18 protein-coding genes are annotated in these 20,918 nt (G+C 38.9%); 11 read left to right on the top strand and 7 right to left on the bottom strand.

The features are described from left to right. Positions 1–107 precede the first annotated feature (107 nt). Entirely contained in the window at positions 108–1,754 is a 1,647-nt protein-coding gene (locus tag ACHB7C_RS06015) for a fumarate hydratase (RefSeq protein WP_042845480.1), read from the top strand. Between the two features lie 108 nt (positions 1,755–1,862). Here ACHB7C_RS06015 and ACHB7C_RS06020 read toward each other — a convergent pair whose 3' ends face one another. The 6 genes from ACHB7C_RS06020 to ACHB7C_RS06045 all read right to left on the bottom strand — a co-directional run bounded on the left by ACHB7C_RS06020 (position 1,863) and on the right by ACHB7C_RS06045 (position 7,759). Next, positions 1,863–2,828 carry a fimbrial protein gene (locus ACHB7C_RS06020; RefSeq protein WP_166684973.1) on the bottom strand — a complete coding sequence of 322 codons (966 nt, stop codon included), beginning with the start codon at positions 2,826–2,828 and terminating at the stop codon, positions 1,863–1,865. 14 nt (positions 2,829–2,842) lie between these two features. Next, complete coding sequence (locus ACHB7C_RS06025) at positions 2,843–3,319, bottom strand: fimbrial protein (protein ID WP_226619077.1); 477 nt, start codon at positions 3,317–3,319, stop codon at positions 2,843–2,845. Between the two features lie 85 nt (positions 3,320–3,404). Beyond that, positions 3,405–4,133 carry a molecular chaperone gene (locus ACHB7C_RS06030; protein WP_129466462.1) on the bottom strand — a complete coding sequence of 243 codons (729 nt, stop codon included), beginning with the start codon at positions 4,131–4,133 and terminating at the stop codon, positions 3,405–3,407. An 11-nt stretch (positions 4,134–4,144) separates the two neighbouring features. Beyond that, positions 4,145–6,640, bottom strand: a complete 2,496-nt coding sequence (locus ACHB7C_RS06035; protein ID WP_129466463.1) for a fimbria/pilus outer membrane usher protein — start codon at positions 6,638–6,640, stop codon at positions 4,145–4,147. A gap of 81 nt (positions 6,641–6,721) precedes the next feature. Then, entirely contained in the window at positions 6,722–7,279 is a 558-nt protein-coding gene (locus ACHB7C_RS06040) for a fimbrial protein (protein WP_042845487.1), read from the bottom strand. A 237-nt stretch (positions 7,280–7,516) separates the two neighbouring features. Further along, on the bottom strand, positions 7,517–7,759 hold the full coding sequence (locus tag ACHB7C_RS06045) for a helix-turn-helix domain-containing protein (RefSeq protein WP_042845488.1): 243 nt from the start codon (positions 7,757–7,759) through the stop codon (positions 7,517–7,519). 1,275 nt (positions 7,760–9,034) lie between these two features. Here ACHB7C_RS06045 and ACHB7C_RS06050 point away from each other — a divergent pair. From ACHB7C_RS06050 to ACHB7C_RS06090, 9 genes are all read left to right on the top strand, one after another. Next, the gene (locus ACHB7C_RS06050) at positions 9,035–10,045 is read left to right on the top strand and encodes a nitrilase family protein (protein WP_131680119.1); all 1,011 of its coding nucleotides are present in this window, start codon (positions 9,035–9,037) and stop codon (positions 10,043–10,045) included. Positions 10,046–10,130: 85 nt separating this feature from the next. Further along, positions 10,131–11,048 (top strand): LysR family transcriptional regulator, encoded by a 918-nt coding sequence (locus ACHB7C_RS06055; protein WP_395346730.1) that lies wholly within the window; start codon positions 10,131–10,133, stop codon positions 11,046–11,048. Between the two features lie 56 nt (positions 11,049–11,104). Beyond that, entirely contained in the window at positions 11,105–12,103 is a 999-nt protein-coding gene (locus ACHB7C_RS06060) for a 3-oxoacyl-[acyl-carrier-protein] synthase III C-terminal domain-containing protein (RefSeq protein ID WP_042845492.1), read from the top strand. Continuing rightward, positions 12,100–13,107 carry an NAD(P)-dependent oxidoreductase gene (locus ACHB7C_RS06065; RefSeq protein ID WP_129466669.1) on the top strand — a complete coding sequence of 336 codons (1,008 nt, stop codon included), beginning with the start codon at positions 12,100–12,102 and terminating at the stop codon, positions 13,105–13,107. Before ACHB7C_RS06060 ends, ACHB7C_RS06065 begins: the two co-directional genes overlap by 4 nt. Beyond that, complete coding sequence (locus tag ACHB7C_RS06070) at positions 13,101–13,904, top strand: MBL fold metallo-hydrolase (protein ID WP_042845493.1); 804 nt, start codon at positions 13,101–13,103, stop codon at positions 13,902–13,904. Before ACHB7C_RS06065 ends, ACHB7C_RS06070 begins: the two co-directional genes overlap by 7 nt. An 8-nt stretch (positions 13,905–13,912) precedes the next feature. Next, the gene (locus ACHB7C_RS06075) at positions 13,913–15,178 is read left to right on the top strand and encodes a F390 synthetase-related protein (protein WP_131680218.1); all 1,266 of its coding nucleotides are present in this window, start codon (positions 13,913–13,915) and stop codon (positions 15,176–15,178) included. After that, positions 15,175–15,786 carry a phosphatase PAP2 family protein gene (locus ACHB7C_RS06080; protein WP_048606004.1) on the top strand — a complete coding sequence of 204 codons (612 nt, stop codon included), beginning with the start codon at positions 15,175–15,177 and terminating at the stop codon, positions 15,784–15,786. The genes ACHB7C_RS06075 and ACHB7C_RS06080 overlap by 4 nt, the downstream gene beginning before the upstream one ends. After that, positions 15,783–16,904: a sterol desaturase family protein gene (locus tag ACHB7C_RS06085; protein WP_129466467.1), complete on the top strand. Its 1,122-nt coding sequence runs from the start codon at positions 15,783–15,785 to the stop codon at positions 16,902–16,904. The genes ACHB7C_RS06080 and ACHB7C_RS06085 overlap by 4 nt, the downstream gene beginning before the upstream one ends. Continuing rightward, on the top strand, positions 16,897–18,000 hold the full coding sequence (locus ACHB7C_RS06090) for an acyl-CoA desaturase (RefSeq protein WP_048606001.1): 1,104 nt from the start codon (positions 16,897–16,899) through the stop codon (positions 17,998–18,000). The genes ACHB7C_RS06085 and ACHB7C_RS06090 overlap by 8 nt, the downstream gene beginning before the upstream one ends. 38 nt (positions 18,001–18,038) lie before the next feature. On the opposite strand, the gene ACHB7C_RS06095 is transcribed toward ACHB7C_RS06090, so the two are convergent. After that, entirely contained in the window at positions 18,039–19,358 is a 1,320-nt protein-coding gene (locus ACHB7C_RS06095) for a polysaccharide deacetylase family protein (RefSeq protein ID WP_042845498.1), read from the bottom strand. 365 nt (positions 19,359–19,723) lie between these two features. Between ACHB7C_RS06095 and ACHB7C_RS06100 the strand changes: the two genes are divergently transcribed. Further along, positions 19,724–20,836, top strand: a complete 1,113-nt coding sequence (locus ACHB7C_RS06100; RefSeq protein WP_048605999.1) for a mandelate racemase/muconate lactonizing enzyme family protein — start codon at positions 19,724–19,726, stop codon at positions 20,834–20,836. The last annotated feature ends 82 nt before the right edge of the window (positions 20,837–20,918 follow it).

Below are 20,918 nucleotides of genomic sequence, written 5' to 3' on the forward strand. Positions count from 1 at the left end.
CTATAAATTTTACTTTGTGTCTTTCAAATTGAATTAATTAAGAATAAACATAAGCCTACGGGTGATTTTTTGGATATTCCACTGAAATTAATATGTGAGTGATCAAAATGGCTAATAAAGAGTTTTTTTATCAAGAACCATATCCTTTATCTGAGGATAAAACTGAATATACCCAAGTTTCTGATAAATATGTTTCTGTCGAGCAATTCGCGGGTAAACAAATTTTAAAAATAGAGCCTGAAGCACTAACACTTCTTGCTGAACGCGCAATTTATGAATCACAATTTTTTCTAAGGGCTGCTCATCAAAAGCAAGTTGCAGCTATATTGCATGATCCAGAAGCCAGTGAAAATGATAAATACGTAGCACTACAATTGCTGCGTAACGCTGATATCTCTGCAAAAGGCATTTTACCAAACTGCCAAGATACCGGAACAGTTGCTGTTGTTGGTAAAAAAGGCCAGCAAGTTTGGACGGGCTGCGATGACGAAGAATACCTCTCTCGAGGGATTTATAACGTATTTCAACATGAAAACCTACGTTTTTCTCAAAATGCTCCACTTGATATGTTCAATGAAGTCAACACAGGCACGAACCTACCTGCACAATTTGATATTTTTGCGACTACAGGTGATGAATACCACTTCCTGTTCGTCAACAAAGGCGGCGGCTCTGCTAATAAGTCAGCCCTTTACCAAGAAACCAAAGCAACGCTAACTCCTGCTAAATTAAAAGACTTCTTAATTGATAAAATGCGTAATTTGGGGACAACCGCTTGCCCTCCATATCATATCGCATTCGTTATTGGCGGTACTTCTGCTGAAACTACGCTGAAAACAGCCAAATTGGCTTCTGCTAAATACTACGATAACTTACCGACAACAGGTAATGAGTACGGCCGTGCTTTCCGTGATATTGAGTTAGAAAATGAGTTATTAGAAGCCTCACGTCACCTTGGCTTTGGTGCACAATTTGGCGGTAAATATTTTGCTCATGATGTCCGTGTTATTCGCTTACCACGCCACGGAGCCTCTTGCCCAATCGGGTTAGCCATTTCATGCTCTGCTGACCGTAATATCAAGGCTAAGATCACTAAAGACGGTTTGTGGCTTGAAAAAATGGAACATAATCCAGCCCAATATATCCCTGAATCGATGCGTAACCAAACAGAAGGGAAAGTGGTTCATATCGACCTTAACCGTCCAATGAAAGATATTTTGGCCGAGCTAAGTAAACACCCTGTATCGACTCGAGTTTCCCTCAGTGGTCCACTCATTATTGCTCGTGATATTGCTCATACCAAGCTTAAAGAGCGTTTAGATAACGGCGAAGAGTTACCGCAATACTTTAAAGACCATATGGTGTACTACGCAGGGCCAGCGAAAAAACCAGAAGACATGGTCTCCGGTTCTTTAGGCCCAACAACAGGCAACCGCATGGACCCTTATGTAGATTTGTTTCAGTCCCATGGTGGTAGCATGTTGATGCTTGCAAAAGGTAATCGGACTCAATTAGTGACTGATGCGTGTAAAAAACATGGCGGTTTCTATTTAGGCAGTATCGGGGGCTCAGCTGCGATCCTCGCTCAAGAATATGTGAAAAGTTTAAATTGCCTTGAGTATCCAGAATTAGGAATGGAAGCGATTTGGAAAATGGAAGTTGAAGGGTTGCCAGCCTTTATTCTTGTGGATGACAAAGGAAATAATTTCTTTGAGCAAGTTCAAGATAAAAGCTGCCGTAAATGTGTTAAATAAGACTCTCTATACTAAGTAATGAATTACATTCACTTTCGTTAGTTTGTCTCTTTGTGCACCATAGAAAAAGAGCAGGTTCAAAGCCTGCTCTTTTCACATATATGCAAATTAATAGTAGTTAATACGAACAATAGTTGAGGCGTTAAATGCCCCTGTTTTCACTGAGCTAACTTTTTTAATCGACGCACTGTAGTCACGAGTTACAGATGTACTTCCTTGAGGCAAGCTCCCAAAAAATTGAAAGTAGTTAAATTTTATACGGTTACTTTTATCATCCATAATCGTTAGATTGGTTCCGTTTTTTAAATCAATCGCATATTCACCATTTAACGGATCGGTGGTTTCAAAATTAATATTCATGGAAAAATTATCGAGGCAGCCTCTTTTCACAGCTTGAACTTGAAAACTTTTTTTAAACTCTTTACCTTGGTTCAGCTCAGTGATCATCATCTGGCCAAAATCAATCTGCTGTGATTCAGGGTACACTTTTATATCCGCACCGCATTTTAAAAAACGAATCCCCCTTAGCCCCGATATTGCATATCGTAGGTTTTTCGCTCCCGGAGTCATGTTTATTCCTCCACTACCATCAAACTGGAAAACCGTAAACTGGTTATCTCCCTCATAATTACCTGATGGCGGAACTATACCCGTTACTTTAATATATAACGTGAAAGTGACTGTCACGGTAACGTTTTGCTTGCCGCTAATCGGAGGTGTACCTAAATTCACTCTTTGTTTATCGCGCTCAAGTAATTCGCCTTGATAATTCGCTCCAAGTAATAAACCGGTGCCCAATTTTTGGGACGTCGGATTAAAATACATATGGACAACGTCAACCATATTTCCCAAAACATTATCGCAATATACCGTTACGGTCATTGGGTCTGATTGCCAAATAATGGTACCTGCCGGTGTATCAGAAGGAATAGCTAATTGCCCAACAGGTACTGGAGGCTTAATCACAACCCCTGTTCCTGCTTCTACACAATCTAAAGCAAATGTCTTTGGGCTTATAAAGATAAATAAAAATAAAAAGTAGAAACCATATTTTGTAATAAACTTGTGTATCATGATTTATACACCTTTTATAGGTAGGTAATATTCAAGGTAATCTGTGTTTTTATATTACCCACTGTTAATTCACTTCTTGAAAGATAACTCTCGAGCATGGAATAGATAGTAATTTGCTGGTTATCATCAAAATAAATCGGATAACTGCGATATTCACCATTTGGCACAATATTTCCATCTTTATCCATTAACCGAATACCATAACCATTTAAAATTGTTTTACCGCCAAATAAATTACGGTCTGTGCTGCTGGTTGGTTCTGAAATAAACATAAGCCGAACAACAGGGTCTCTATCATCACGGTCGCGTTTGGGAAAAATACAATCATCAAATTTTAATTTGATCTCATGCTTAGGGCTTCGATCCCCGATCTCATTAAAATAGTTCAGAGAAATTGGGCCAAGTTCAATATTTTGATCAATAGAGGAAAATGAGATTTTGCAAGGTAATGAAATAACATTCCCTGTAAAATTAAGGTCTCCTCTCATCATGCTACTGTCTGCGTAAGAATGATTTCCAACCAAAGACAACATGAAAAAACATATTGAAAAGTAACAATTTCTCATTTCTAAAATCCTATTGACTCTCTTTTGACAATTGGCATGTCGAAGCAGCACATCGATAAGTCAACATCTTCATACCGCCGTAATCATCCATGTACCCGGTGTACAATTGAGTAAACCCTTCGCTCGGCACGACAACACGTTCTTTCGAAAGAGGTGCCACCATAACACTTTCAAAACCGGGGAAATTTTTTCTATTGTTGTTACTTAAATAACCTAATGTCACATAATATTTTGTTGGGTTTTCAATGAGTAATTGATTACCTGTATGAGTATATTTCAATTCTTTTGCCCAAACCTTATCGCTATTATTTTCAATCTGAGGTGGGCGATAAAACATTTTCAAACGGCTTTGAATCGCAATTTGCACGACATTTTCTTTATCAGCGACAGGCGGAATTTCACGTACATTTAAATAAAATAGCGATTCTCTATCTTGGGGAAGTAAATCAACGCCTTCTGTTTTGATGATTTTAATTTGGTTTTTCGCATTTGGTTCAACCCGTTGCATAGGAGGGAGTACCGTAAAAGGTTCTGAAACCTTATTCCCTTTTTCATCTTCCATCCAAGACTGAGCTAAATATGGCATTGTTTTACTTTGATTATTAATAACCAAACTAATCGACTTATCTTTGCCCGGAAAAATAATTCGGGTACGGTCAATATTGATTGCTGCGGACGCAAATTGCATACCGACAAAAACGAGTGAAAGCCCTAAAGCGACTACATACTTTTTACTCATACATCATTCCTTTATTGGCAAGGGATCAGGACTTTCCCCTGATTTTTTTCGGCAATATTAGGTAAATTTAAACGACACTGATTCGCGCCACTGGCCCATTTAACAATGTAGTTTTCTTCTGGATTAACACCGGTCAAATAAGTCACCCCACTATCTGCGATGATGCCGACTTCCCTACCGGTATTCACTTCAATAACACTCGTCCCTAATGGTGGATAATTCCCATTACTCAAGCGAATAACCGCTAAAATACGTTTCCCTTGATTTGCCTTTATTTTTTGGTAACCAATCGAACCTTCAGTTAATGTTTTACCAATGATATTGTCATTAACATCAACATCATCTGGTAATGTATTCATATCGATATATACATCTGAATTGGAGAAACTGTTCAAACTTGTCGCCACTCCAATCCCGAAACGGTTCGTCACTGACTCGCCATTATCAATAGAAATACCAGCAACATTGTCACTATCAATCATAACTCGCGGCTCATTATTGGTTCCATTGCGGTGCATTGCTGCGCCGTATTTTGTGGCTGTCATCGAACCATACCAACTACCGCCAAATGCACGATAAGAATTAATATTTTCCGTCGCGTTGACGTTTAATACGCCGTAAGGAGATGAATGCTGATAGCTACCGCTAATATTTGGCTCTGCGCGTCCAAGTTCATGTTGAGAACCGCCAACACGCATACTCCAATAGTTGTTATTCACATTCTCGCTATAGTACGCAACAGACTGCCCAAAACTGTGGTCATTATCAGCATATTGCGCGTCATAACTGATGGAGCTACCGCCTTCTAATGGGATAGAAAATGATAAATAAATTTGGTTATCATCTGTCGTTTCATATTTAATTTTATTAAGTGACAATGTCCCAGAAATATTTTTAATCTGCCCAACACTAAACAATTTACTGAAACTCATCCCAAAGTTAGTTGTAGATTCACTATTCCAAAATTGATGATGTGACGCATTAAAATAAATAGTTAAATCTAATGGGCTGATATATTGATTAAAAGATGCCGTATACACGTTTTTATCGCGTCTAAAGTCCAGCGCTCCATTAGCTGCATCAATATATTGCGGCATGGTTAAAAATTCTTTTTCAGAGAACTTATAGCCAGCGAATGTCACCTGGGAATTCGTAGACTCAAAGCGCTTAGAATAATTTAAACGATAGCTATTACCTGAATAAGAACCAAAATTATCTAAGTTTGCGTGTGTGCGAGTAATATCCAGTGAGATCGCACCAAACATATTCATATTTTGCCCAATACCAAGGTTTACAGCTTGGTAATTAGTATTATCAATAGTCGCTATTAAGCCCCCAAAAAGAGAGGTATTTCCAAATAACCCATAGGATATCTCACCCGCAATAAACCGCGGGTCGACTTTCTGCGAGCGACCAAATGGATCGGACTGACCGACCGTAAATTTATACAGAAATTGCCCTTGGCGAGTTAAAAACGGCAATGATGCCGCAGTCACTTGATACGTCGTTTTTGACCCATCCTCTTCCTCGATAGTCACATCTAAGGTGCCTTGTACAGCTTCTGTAATATCTTGGATATTAAATGGCCCTGGAGCTACCCTTGCTTGCTTAATCACTCGCCCATTTTGTGAAACAATCACCATTGCATTTGTTTTTGCAATCCCTGTTACCTGTGGCGCATACCCACGCAAAGAAGGCGGTAACATGCGATTATCACTGAAAACAGAAGCACCAATAAAACGGAAACTATCAAATAGGTTTGTTTTTAAATAAGACTCCCCTAACAATACTTTCGCACCCATTTCTGGTAATGCACGAAAAGCATAAAGTTGGGTCCAATCGAAACGTTCGTTTGTTTTCCCTTGAGAACGATTATATTGATATTGATAGTCTGCACGAAAACGCCAAGCACCTAAATTGATACCAGTGGTACCATTACTACTGGCACTAAATGTTTCACTATTATTTTTAGGAGAGGAATAATTCGCAAATAGGTTATAGTCAAGAAAAGCCCCTGTAATGCCATTCTCCCATTGAGATGGTGGAACCCAATAAGGGTCGTCATACTCTAACCAAGCTTGAGGAATAGAAAATAAGATATTTTGATTCGCCTTGTCGAAGCGATATGTAATATCTAAATTTTTAGATAGTTCAACACACTGGCCATTATTATTTTGCAGAAGTTCTTCCTTAACCTTCTTTTTTAGTGCAAAAATATCTACCATTTCTGGTGTAATGCAGAGTGTTGAATTATCTTTACTCGTTTCAATAAACTTAATTAAGTGTTGACCAGATAACTTTCGGCCATTCAACGTAATATCTGTCAGATATTCACCGGCTGGAATAAAATCAGGGTTTGAGAACTGACTCAAGTCAATATTATCTCTGTCCTTTGCATCAATAATATTCATATTAAATTCCACAGCATTGGATATTTCTGAAATAGAAAATGCCAATACAATAGAAAATAATATTTTATTCATTTTAAAATGAGGCAATAAAGACATGGAGTTCCCTGCCAAAAAAATAAAAAGCAAATAACAAAGGAAAATAACAGGCAAATACATGCCTGTTATTAAAAATATAAATTACAGGTAGTTTAAAGCGTAAGTTGCTTGAGAAATGATACTACCTGTTTCAACTTTGTCACCATTTGCTTCAACACGAGCACTGAATGCCAGTTTGTTTGGACCATCAGCTAATGGCATCTCAACACTTGTATCACCTACTTTCATTGTCGCACCATCAGCGTTGATTAAACGAACACCAACACCTTTAGAAGTACCTGTATTTGCTAATAATTCTTTAGCCGTAGTGTCCGGAGTACCTGTGAAAGTGACTTTAACTTTGCTAACCGCAGGGAAAACAACTTGGTCGTTAGAATCTTTAACTTCACCTAAGTCACAGTTTTCTAAAGCAATATTGTACTGAACGCTTTGGCTAAATTTATTACCGGTTTCTAATACTTTATTTGCAACTTGGCCGAGGTCTACATTGATTGTGCCATCACCAGGAAGTGAGCAAGGTGCATTGATAACTTTACCCGTAAAGTTAATAATACCGCTACCTTGGTCTACTGGTGCTGCATTTGCAATGCCAAATGAAGATGCGATAATTGTAGCTAATGCAATTTTGGTTAATTTCATTTATATTTTCCTATAAAAAGACGACAGATGTACCAATCACCTAATAATCAAGATAATTATTAAGTTGATATTTTTTTGCTAAGAGTGTAATAAAAAAGCAGGCATTTACTATATACAATAAATATAGTAATACACCGTTATTAAAAATAATTATTTTTATGAAATGTGAATTTATCTTAATACACCCATACTAATGGATGATTATTTTAGCATTTATAATTAGACTAATTTTAATATTTATATATGATTATTTTCTTTATTTATAAATACATCATCAATGAAAAAACAAATCATCTCCGTTTCCAGCGCATTAGCGAGAACATGTAAATTTTCGATATTAATGTTACACTCCCCCCTTTCATAGCGTGAAATTTGTTGCTGGCTAACACCAACAAGATTTGCCAATTCAAAACCAGAAAGCCCCAAGTGCTTTCTTCTTTTTCTAATTTCTTTTCCTACTATTCTATTAACGTTTGTCATCAACGATAGCCCAAGATAACCTAAAATATTAAACGGCTAAACTATATAACAGATCAAAAACCTTTAGTATAATAAAATTTGTACTTACAAATGCAAATTAAAATAGAACAAATTAATTAAAACTCGTAATTTGAGTTAATTATAAATTTCAATATATAAAAGTAAAACTGTTTCTAACGATCAATTTAATCAATTCAAGTCAGTGAAACCTATCAATATTTGTTCATTTAAATTTAGCTTTATCACTAAAAAGAAAATCACCTAAATAATACAACTTCACCTTATTATTCATATGATATTTATAATCCTAACACGTTGATTTAAGTAAAATTAGACTATATTACAACCCATAATGGTAATATATAAAAATGAGACTCAAGTAACCTTACTTGATAGTTTCAGATGATTTTTAGGTATTTAATAATATAGCCATTGATTAATAAGTATTTTTATATAAAAAAATTATAAATTAATTTATTTTTTACATTGTTTTAGTTTATTTTAAAAAAACCATTGTCAGTGGTATTTTTATTTTTATCATTTTTTATAATGGAATTGATAGTCAATTTTCCATACTCCCATTAAGAGTGCGAAAGATAAAAAATCAGAGAATAGGTTAAAACATCTATTTTTGACTCATAAAAACCGTGTAATTCTCATTTAGCGAGTAATACTATTATCAAATAGTTAAATACCCCATTTTTTAGATTTAATAAATTAATATTGGAAAAATAACCTTTAAATAACAATCGGTTATATTTATTTCCAAATGTAACAAAATAAGAAATATTATTGCCAAAAGAGCTATAAAAAAACAATTTAACAAAAATAAAACATAATAATTATCACCTTAGCTGGTAAAAAGTGCATAAAATCGATGTTTATTCTTGTAAGATATCTCTTAAACAGTAAAAACCATTCATAAAACACAGAATATGGCTGCTCCTCAAAGCATTTTAGGGGAAATTCAGTGAGTCAATACTTAGAATAGCTATCACTTTCATCGTTTATTTATAAAATTCATAGCTTGGCAGAAAATATATTAGTCAATGGGTTAAACTAAGATCAATAACGCTATAAAGATATCAACACCAAGAAAAGTCTTTTTTTGAACGCCATACGAAATAATATATTTAAAAATATTTATTTATCGATATATATATTTGATAACAACTAAGGACACCCTTCCGATAACAAATAGTAATTGAACAAGAAAATAACTCATTATTTTTTGTGCGAATAACCTGCTTTGATCTCCTTAACCAAGGAGATTCTATGCAAACACAATCATTACTTCGCGTTGCAACAGTGCAATTCCAACATAAACCTGGCGACAAAGCTTATAACCTAGAGCGTATTCACCATTTCATTACCCAAGCCGCAAAACAAAAAGTAAAAATACTTGTTTTGCCTGAAATGTGCATAACTGGTTACTGGCATGTTCCTAAACTAGCTGCTCCTGCCGTTTATGCGCTCAGTGAAACACTACACGATAGCCCATCATTGTCCCTAATCCGCCAGCGGGCTAAAGAATTAGATATGCTCATCGGTGTCGGGTTAATTGAAAGAGGCTTAGATGGGCAATGCTACAATACTTGGGTTGCCTGCATGCCGGATGGGCAATACCATGCTCATCGAAAATTACATGCCTTTGAACACCCCGTTATCCATAGTGGAGATAGCTATACGGTATTCGATACCCCATGGGGGGTTAAAGTGGGGATCTTAATTTGCTGGGATAATAATTTGATAGAAAACCCGCGGATCAACGCACTGCTAGGTGCTGATATTATTCTTGCTCCCCATCAAACAGGAGGAACTCATTCAAGTAGCCCATATGGAATGAAACCACTCGACCTGAACCTTTGGGAAAATAGGCAAAATAACCCACAAGCATTATTTGATGCATTTCAAGGGGAACATGGGCGTGGATGGCTGATGCGCTGGCTACCTGCTAGAGCCCATGATAACGGTGTGTTTTACCTATTCAGTAATGGCGTAGGTTTAGATGATGATGAAATTCGTACTGGAAATGCGATGATAATTGACCCTTATGGGCGGATTATCAACGAAAGCTTAGCCATTGACGATGATATGGTCATTGCGGATCTTGACCTCAACTTACTGCCAACATCAAGTGGTCGACGTTGGCTAACGGGAAGACGGCCAGAACTTTACCGAATGATCAATGAAACAATAGGCAATGAAACGGATATTCGCCGTGTTCGTTTTGCTTGCCAGACACCACCTTCAGTGCCTAACCCAAGTAAAAGCACTAAACCATAAGACCGGAAACTCTATAGTATCTTATTAATAAGGTGGATATTATAGAGTTAATACATTTCAACTAAGAGGTGTGCAGCAAACCATAATGGATACTCGGCTTCTTCGTGCATTTATTACCCTCGCTGATACGGCAAACTATCGTGAAGCCGCGTCACGCCTCTGTATTAGCCAACCGGCTTTAACAAAGCAAATAAAATTATTAGAAAACCAATTAGGTATAATATTATTTCAGCGTGGTCGCCACGGTGCTGTACTCACCGAATCGGGCCAAGCATTATTACCTTATGCAAAACAAGCTATTAGCCAAATAATGGAGTTGCTTAACCAAGCTATCGCTCTTGGAGAAAAACCACCATTGTCCTTAAATGTCGGCTTTGGGATTTCAACTTTTCAGGAAGCTTCTTTTTTTGTTGCACGGCTTCGTGAAAAATTACCTAATATTGCGATTCAACTAGATGATATGCCCTCCCATGAAATGGAAAAACAGCTTCAAGAACATCAACTGCATATTGCCTTTACTCGCCACCTTGATACAGCCACTACAAAAACACTTACAAGCCAGAAATTAAAACAGGAAGTACTCGCTCTTGCTATAGCCCAAGGTCATCAGAAGAAAAACACAATAAATGACTACTTAGCGCAATATCCATTACTCACATTGCGGGCTCAACGCGGTTTAGGTCTATATCAGCAAATTCAGCGCTACCTGCAATCTGAGGGGGTTAAAATTACCCCATTGCAGGAAGCTAATGATATTCAGACTCTTATTGCATTGGTTGCCGCTAAAGTAGGCGTAAGCCTTGTTCCATACAGTGCGAGGCATATTAGCCGGGAAGATATCTGCTTTATTCCTATTCAACATCACAAGCAAGCCCAATGGCAAATTGACGTTGTTTGGCAATCGTCATTACCTAAAGCATGGCAAACAATTATTTACGCGCTAATTGACGAGGTTCATAAAGAGTTTACCGATAATAATAACTCCGTAATTCCTATATATTAAATGGTAGAACTCTGATATTTATTACCCCCATCTTTGTTAGATAGGCACTACTTTATATGTCTGGTAATAGCTTAATCACCCCACTTAAAATCATAGCTTCTGGTGTAGCACTGCCTAAGAATAAAATTTTTTCTTCAATGCTTGATGAAAAACTCAATAAATCGATAGGGTTTGTTGAAAAACATTCAGGCATTGAATACCGCTATCATGCCAGTAATACTGATTCGCAAGCCGAGCTGGCAGCTCAGGCGATCCAAAACACACTGGACGCTAGTCATATCAATCCTCAAAGTATTGATATGCTAATAAATGCCTCTGCTATCCCTGTTCAGGCGTTACCCTGCTCTGCAGCGCATATCCTGGAGCAATCAAACTTAAGGGAAGGCATTGCATGCTTTGATGTCAATGCCAGTTGTATTAGTTTTATTACCGCATTACAAGTTGCCGCGGGCTTACTCGCAACCAGTGCTTATCAGCGAATTGCTATCGTCTCTGCAGATATTGCTTCACGGGGAATTGATTGGCAGGACAAGGAATCATCATTGATTTTTGGGGATGGTGCAGCTTGTGTGATCGTTGAAAAAGGCGATGGAACTAGCGGTATTATTTCTTATACCCATACAACTTATACTGCTGGCATTGATTTTTGTGAAATCCGAGCTGGCGGTACAAGGCGTAATCCGCGTTCAGGTATGACTGAGGATGATTTCCTTTTCCATATGCAAGGTAAAAAACTATTCCGCTTAGCCTCCTCTTTAATTGAAGACTTTATGCAACAGGTTTTTCATGAATCAGGCTTACAACTCAAGCAAATAGAGACAGTTATTCCACACCAAGCTAGTCATTTATCGTTAGAGCATATGCGCCAACGTGTCGGGGTAACAACAGACCAATTGATTGATATCTATCGATATCGTGGTAACCAAGTCGCAGCATCTATCCCCTCAGCATTACATGAGGCGATTATTAGCGGTCGGTTTTATGAAAAGCAAAGTGCAATGTTAATCGGAACAGCAGCAGGATTAGCACTATGTGCAATGGTACTTATCCCGTGAAAATATTAGTCACCGGCGCAACCAGTGGGCTAGGACGCAATGCTAGCGAATATTTACTGCAAAGGGGTATTGAAGTCATTGCTTGTGGTCGTAATCAACAAGCAGGTCAACAACTGAGCCAAATGGGTGCTAAATTTATTTCAGTAGAATTGGCCGATTTAACCCAGCAAGATGCCAAAAAACTAATGGCCGGCTGTGATGCAATATGGCACTGTGCCGCACTTTCTTCGCCTTGGGGAAAGCGCCAAGACTTTGAAAAAACAAATATACATGCGACTCAAACCTTAGCAACTGCCGCTGGTGAAGCTAACGTTTCGCGCTTTATTCATATTTCTACCCCTGCAATTTATTTCAATTTCACACACCAGCAAGATATTAGTGAATCGACGGTTAATACCCATTTTGCCAATCAATATGCAAGAACAAAATATTTAGCAGAAACCGTTATCGAACAGTGTGTGAGCCAGTTTCCAACAACACGCTACACTATTTTACGTCCAAGGGGGTTATTTGGACCTCATGACCGTGTACTTTTACCGAGGTTATTAGCACAAATAAAATCACGCCAAGGTAAATTGATATTACCTAATGGGGGAAATAACCATTTCGACCTCACTTATGTGGGAAATGTGGTTCACAGTATGCAATTAGCGACTGTTAAAAATGGACTTAAAAGTGGAGCTGCCTACAATATCACCAATCAACAGCCTCAAGCGCTAAAGCAAACGCTTCAACAATTGTTTAGTGAATTGAATTTAAAGTGTGAAATTCGTTCTGCGCCTTACCCGTTACTGTATGGTCTGGCAACTCTTTTAGAAGCGATTGGCTATATAACAGGAAAAGAACCCTTACTGACGCGTTATAGCCTTGGAGCCGCCTATTTCACCATGACACTTGATAACCAAAAAGCACAACAAGAACTCGGTTATTACCCTTTATATACGATGCAACAAGGGGTCAAATTAACGGCGAAATGGTTAAAACAGCAGGAGAATTTATGTTAACCATCCACCAGTATGAAGTGGGGTATTGCACACACCCAGGTTGCGTCGCCCTTAAAGGTGCGAGCTTTAAATCCTGTAAATTTCCTGCCAGAGCATGGTTAATTAACGATGAAAACCAACGTTGGTTATTTGATACTGGTTATGCGACGCATTTTTATGATCATACCCGCCACGGAATTATGCGGTTATATCGAGCCATTACCCCAGTTTACTTCGACAGTAAACAGGCATTAGTTAATCAGCTGGCTGATGATGGAATAAAACCCGCAGATATTAATGCCGTTATTTTGTCTCACTTTCATGGTGACCATATCGCAGGGCTACGTGACTTCCCTGAGATCCCCATTATTTGCTCTGGTGATGGGTGGGCAAAAACACGTCACTTAACTGGTTTTGCCGCCTTAAAAAATGCCTTTGTCAGCGGGTTATTACCCGATGATTTTGAACAACGCACTGTGTTTTATGAAGGGTTTGAGCGTGTTTCTTTGCCTCATGAATTGCAAATATTAGGCGAAGGTTACGCCGTAAATAAGCAAAAGACCTTATTAATTGTACCGCTTCCTGGTCATGCAGCAGGTCACATTGGTTTATGCGTTTTAACGAATACAGGTTGGGTGCTCCTTGCGGGGGATGCCGCGTGGTCACCAACCAACTATAAACAATTACGTGGGCCAATGGCGATTGCTAATATCATCATGGATGATAAGCAAGCGTATTATGAAACGCTGAATAAATTACATGAAATTGATAAGCAAAATATTGTCATCCAACTTTGTCACGAGGGTGAATTGCAGTGATCTTTTCCATGCTTTGGCACTATTGGCGAGCACGCCGTCTAAAATTTGAAAACCGTGAACAACTTGAAGCCTATCAGCAAAAGCGCTTAACACAATTCAAGCAAAAAACATTGGCTAATAGCCGCTATTTTTCCCCGTATATTCATCAACCACTCCATGATTTTCCCATCATGAATAAACACATCATGATGAGTCATTTTGATACGATGAATACCGCAGGGCTTTCTCGCCAAACATTACTCGATTGTGCACAAAAAAGTGAGCAATCTCGCGATTTTGCCCCTAAAGTAGGGAAATATAGTGTTGGGTTATCCTCTGGGACATCAGGTCGCCGCGGCCTTTTTGTTGTTAGCCCTGAGGAGCAAAATATCTGGTCTGGCAGTATGTTAGCCAAAATGTTACCGAGTGGGCTGTTCAACGGTGAGCGTATTGCGTTATTTCTTAGAGCCAATAATAACCTGTATGAAAGCGTCAATAACCGCTGGATATCCCTGCGTTTTTATGACCTTTTCGCGGATTTTCAACAACAATTAATCGAACTAGAAAGATATCAACCTTCTATTATTGTTGCCCCAGCTCAAGTGCTGTGCGCTATTGCCCAAGCGATTAGCCGCCAACAAATTCAATTAAAAGTACAAAAAGTCATTTCAGTGGCGGAAGTGCTTGAACAACATGATAAACAAAAATTACAGAACTGCTTCCCGAGTGTTGGTGAGGTCTACCAAGCCACTGAAGGTTTTTTAGGCTGTACTTGTTCGCATGGAACTCTACATTTAAATGAAGCCTTTATTCATATTGAACCTAACTGGATCGATGATGAACGATTCTCTCCGATTATCACTGATTTCACGCGGAAAACTCAGCCGATTGTCCGTTATCAACTCGATGATGTTTTAGTTGTGAAAAAAACACCTTGCCCCTGCGGTTCCCCTGAATTAGCGATTGAACGTATCGAAGGCCGTTGTGATGACTTACTCCAACTCCCCGACCAAAAAGGGAATACGGTGACTATCTTTGCAGACCCCTGCGCCCGAGTCATTGCCAATAGCATTCCCCTTACCGCTGACTTTCGGTTGACCCAGCAAGGCCAGTTATTAATTTTACAAGCGGAATGTACACAGCTTGAATTAAATGATTGCCAACAGCAACTCGAAAACTATTTCACTCGTCAGCAAGTCGATATCACTCAGTTACGCTGGCAATTATCATCTGAGCCAATTCAACAAGCTCTCTCTATTAAAAAACGCCGGATTATTCGAAAGGAAGAGCAATGAATACTAAAACGTTATTCATTAGGGCGTTATATTGTTTAATCGGCTGGGGAACAGTCGGCATTGTGTATAGTTATACTGGTCAAAATACAGATAATGTCCATCTACTGGCTCCAAGTGCGGTTGATAGCGCGGTGCCGTTCTCCCCTAGTGCGGTTTGGTTTTATCTATCCTTCTTTTTGTTTATCCCATTAGGCTATTTTTGCAGCCCAATAGAACGAACTCGGTCATTAATGTTTGCTATGCAATTATGTGCCTTAGTCTCTGGCGCTGTTTATTTACTGTATCCAACCACAATGCAATATTACGATTATGATTTAACCTCATTTTCGGCTCACGCTTTATCCGCTTTAATCAAGATTGATAGCCCTCAAAATTTATTACCTTCTCTACATGTCTCATTGACTCTTGTCGTACTGAATGCATTATGGTCGGTAAAATATAAATTTCGAACACTGTTGTACTTTTTATGGGCCGCAGCCATTTGTGTGTCTGTGTTGGTACTAAAACGCCACTTATTTATTGATGTTATCACTGGAGCAGTAACCGCTTGTGGAGCGCTGTTGGTTGTCCACATGGCAAAATACGGCTTAGAGAGAAAACGCTCATGAATGAATTAACCTTTCCGATTATTTTTATGTTAGCGGTCGTCATTGCTGAAGGCTTAGTGATCGCCAAAACACAAAAGGGGTCGGTAAGTTGGCAGGAATTGGTTTTTAACCTGAACTCTGGTCATATTATGTTGTGGCTATTTAGAGGGTTAGAGCTTTTTTGTTATGGCTTTGTCGTTACACACTACTCATTCAACCTTGTTGAAAACTGGCCAACAGCTTTAATTTGGATATTTGCTATTTTAGCGTGGGACTTTGGCTTTTACTGGCTGCATCGCTTACACCATACTTACCGCCTATTATGGGCAGTACATGTAGTACATCACCAAGGAGAACACTACAACCTATCATTAGGTGTACGTAATTCATGGTATTCATCTCTAACCTCAATCCCATTTTTTATGTTATTGGCTCTTATCGGGGTGCCTTTAGAAGTCTTTATTACTGTTTCCATTTTGCACTATACCATCCAATTTTTTAACCATAGCGCGTTGATCCCACGCCTTGGTTGGTTAGAAAAGTTTATGGTGACACCACAGCATCACCGAGTTCATCATGTAAAGGAAGGGCACTACTCGAACCGTAATTTTGCAGGTAGTTTTATTTTTTGGGATAAGCTATTTGGCACTTTTTCCAAGCTACCAGAAACAGAGCACCATTTTGGTATCAAGGGTGCACCAGCATCCGAGAACCCATTTATTGATAGCAATTTACCTTTTTGGAAAATTATTAATCGCCGCCGGCAGACAACCCAAAAACCATCACCGTTATTTCGCACCAACCAATTTGCTCTTGTGATAGGAACACTTCTGCTATTTATATTAGTAATTGGTTATGTCTACCTATACGGCTACGGTTATCAAGGTACAACACAGCAACAAGTCATTTTATTTGTTTTATTAGCACTGGGAACTATTGCCTTATCAGGGATATCAGATGGCCGTAAAAGTGGCTTAATAAGCTGGTTTTTTATAGCCTGCTTATTACTTATTTGTATTCTATTTATTTGGCAATGGACAAGCCCATTTTGGATAATTTCGACCAGTGCGCTGTGGTTACATAGTTTGCTGATGCTCATTGGCATTGGTCGTAAACCAGTGCAGGTGCTCAATGTCTAATGAGCCACTAAGACCATTAGGTTATCAACATCGCCATGATCAGGCTTTTCAAAAAGCATTAAACAATGCTGCTATGCAGTATTTAAAAGACCGTTCAGATCACCGTTTTGCAGATCTACGCTTCTATTTAAAAAGCCTAGTTTTAGTATTGTGCTGTTTCGGCAGTTACATCGTAGCCTTGTGCGCGAATGCGCAATGGGCTTTTTTCACTTTTTATCCGCTCTTTATCTGTTTTGCCCTGTTGTTGGCGATTAATTTGGTCCACGATGCCTCCCATAATGCGATTTTTAAACATGGTAAAGCCAACTATTGGCTTAATTTCTGGGTCACTATCCCACTTGGCCTAGACCCTGAGTGTTGGCGTGTTAGACACATTATTTTTCATCACGCCCACACGAATATTCGTCACTATGACCTAGATATTGAAGAAAATTTTGTGCTACGGCAGACCCCATACCAACGCTGGTACCCTTTTATGCGGGCGCAACATCTGTACTGGCCCTTGGTTGCAGCCATGACATTTCCGGCGTTGATCTGGTTTTTTGATTGGTTAGATAGGTTTCACTTCACGAGAGTCGCCCCACATATGCGCCATCAAGGGCAGAAAGGGCTTAGTACCTTTTTATTGGCAAAATTTCTCCATCTGTTTATCGCTATTATTATCCCTATCTTAGTTGTTAGTGATATCAGCTTAGGTACATTGCTGCTCACTTATTTGCTTAGCCAAATGTTTGCATCACTCATATTTGTTGTTTTGATACTCGGCACACACTGGGCAAAGGCAACCTTCTACACCCCACCCCAAGAAGGTAATATGCCCCACGGGTTTTATACACATACATTTTCAACCACTTATGATTGGCATACCACGCCTCGTTGGCTCACCTATTGGCTAGGTGGTTTAAACTTGCACTTAACTCATCATTTGTTTCCCAACTGGAATCACCGCCACTACCCTGCCCTTGCAAAGATCATCGAACAAACGGCAAAGCAGTTCTCAATGGAATATCACTGTATCAATGCCAAGGAACTGTTTATCTACCAGCAGCGGTTCTTAAAGGAAATGGGAACTGGCAAACAAGCCGATATGCACTGAATACCGATAGAAAGGAATTCAGTGCATTAAACGGGATATCACCTGTCGATAATAATATTTTGATTAACCACATTCTGTTCGCTATTCCCAACCATCTGAGAAAATTTGTCGAGGGGATCGGTACGAAATGCATACAAGCGTTTTAAGGCATATGGGTTATCCCCTAGCTTCACTTTCCCTTGAATTGTCGTCAAAGCTAGGTGTAAGCCCGCTTCTTTTGCGGCATCCATTGCAGATTGGTTATAGCCACCAAAGGGGTAGGCTAAATAGCGCTGCTCTGGCTCAAAATGGCTAAGTAGCCTCATTGAGCGTTTAAAATCCAACATGGCCGTGTGTTGTTTACGGCTAAAAATAATCGGTGAGTTATGGTTATCCAAACGATGTAAAAAGTGCGTATGCGATTGAATATTAAATACATCTTGGCTATCTTTTATTTCTTGTTTGCTCATAAACTGTAACGAATCTGCAGACCACTTTTCTGGATGAGTTTTGACCCTTGAAGAAATAACAAACAAAGTTGCTTGCTGATGATTTTGCCTTAAAATCGGTAACGCATAACGGTATACGGATTTCAAACCATCATCGAAAGTCAATACCACGGCTTTGCCGGGCAAGTTAGCTGATTTATTCAAATAATCTTCCACATCCTGCAAAGAAAGGGTTTGATAACCCGCTTGCTTGAGGTAATTCATTTGTTCACTGAATGCTTCCACTGAAGTGGCTGTCGATGTTTCACGAAACAGTTTATTTTCACTATCTTGTAAAATATGGTGATAAGTTAAGATTGGAATACCTTTATCCAACGCAACATCATCCAGATGAACATACCCTAGTCTGTCACCTAAGCGAATTGTCAGCCAAGCTGTCTTTGTACCTATTTTATCGGTTTTTATCATTCTAGCGACGACCGGATAACGTAAGTTTGCCCATAAAGAGGCAATTTGCCGGCCACTGCTATCAGCTGATTGATAAACAGGCGTTTTTTGCCGTGTGATTAGATAATCATAAACGGGTTTTTGTAAGTCATTTAACCTATCAATATCTGGAATATAACGAGGGGGTTTATTCGCAAGTGCTGTTGCCTTTACAAACGCATAATCATTACCAAATTGCATCGCGCTATAATCCCCTGAAGAGTTATAAGCATAGAACCCATGATTATGGTTAAGTTCAGCCACCGCACGCATTTCACCCGCGACCCTTGAAAAAATAATTTCTGTTTTTTGGGTTTGGATTAGTTTAGGGGGAATATCGGCTAACCGCCAATCCTGCGTATTATGCTCAACAACTGTGGCTAAAGATGGGGAAATAGAATTTATGAATAAGACTAAAAATAAAACAAGTAATTGTTTACACATTTTTTATCCATTACCAACAAAGTTTGCATTAATTATTCTAAACCTACTCAAGAATTAACCCTATACCCCATGAAAAATTTTTATTGAGAGGTCGCCCCCCTGTTACCTCACTTTCTTTATCAAGCAGCTAACCCCCCCTTACAGCTTAGCCCCAATACTCATTTTAATCAGTGTTTATTTCTTACAAAAGTTATTATACCAATTAGGTGGTTTAACCTTGATGTATCATACAAAATAAAGAGATCTAGCTCATGTTTATCAGTAAAAAACGTTTTCAAGGTACGATCTGTAAATCATTTGACAGTTAATTCCATTTCCCACTGTTAGATTGGCAATCAACCACCTTTCAACACCTGGGAATAACAATGAAAATAAAAGAAATTAGTACCTTTATCATGCACGTTCCGGTCACTAATGATCTAATTGGTGATTCGACGCATAGCATTACCCATTGGGGAATGCCGGGTGTCATGATCAAAACTGAATGTGGGTTAGTCGGTTATGGTCATACAGGAACACATGCGGATATCACTACAGATCGTTTAATTACCACCATCATTGAAGATGTTTTTGGCCCCATGCTGCTGGGTGAAGACCCAACTGAAGTACGTTATTTACATCGTAAGCTCACTCGTAGTTCGACCAATATTTGGGTAGGCCGTGGTGGCTTGATGCAAATGGCTATCTCTGCCATTGATATTGCCTTGTGGGATCTCAAAGCGAAAGCTGCCGATCAGCCACTATGGCAACTGTTTGGCGGTTCAAAACACAATAAAGTGAACGCTTATAATACTGACTGCGGTTGGCTGGTTCGTAGCCAAGACGATCTCGTTGATGATTGTAAAAAAATGATCTTCGAAGAAGGTTTTAAAGCGATCAAAATGAAAATTGGCAAGCCAGATCCACGTGAAGATTTACAAAGAATCGAAGCCGTTCGCCATGCAATTGGCGATGATATTGACCTAATGGTCGATGCTAACGGTAAATGGGATATCAGCATCGCCAAACAATATGGCCACCGTTTAAATGATTTCAACATTAAATGGTTTGAAGAGCCACTGTGGCACGATGACGTGGCAAGTCACAAGCAGCTAGCAGCTTATATGGATACACCAATCGCGTTAGGTGAATTACTGTATCACAATGATTCATTTAAAGAATTTGTCCTTGCTGGCGCAGTTGATTACCTACAACCAGATGCAACCCGTTGTGGTGGTTTAACTGCAGTATGGGAAATTGCGGATTTAGGTATGGCATTTAACTTACCAGTAACACCGCACCATGGCGATATGATGCAAGCACAATTGCACTTAGTCATGGCACATCCAGCCTGTTCATTACTGGAATTTATTCCATGGACATTGGATTGCTTTGTTGACCCAGTTGAAGTCATTGATGGTGTTTATACCACCCCAACGGCTCCGGGAGCCGGTACGACGTTAAAACCGGAAGCATTGGCTAAATTTAACGTGAAATAATAATAATTCCCTTTTTCGCTATTTCATCACTAACACCACGAGAAAGGGAAATAAATAACAAGAATTATTCATTTTAAGTTAC

It is taken from the genome of Providencia sp. 2024EL-00732, from assembly GCF_044006275.1.
In the GTDB taxonomy this organism is placed as follows: Bacteria; Pseudomonadota; Gammaproteobacteria; order Enterobacterales; family Enterobacteriaceae; genus Providencia; species Providencia huashanensis.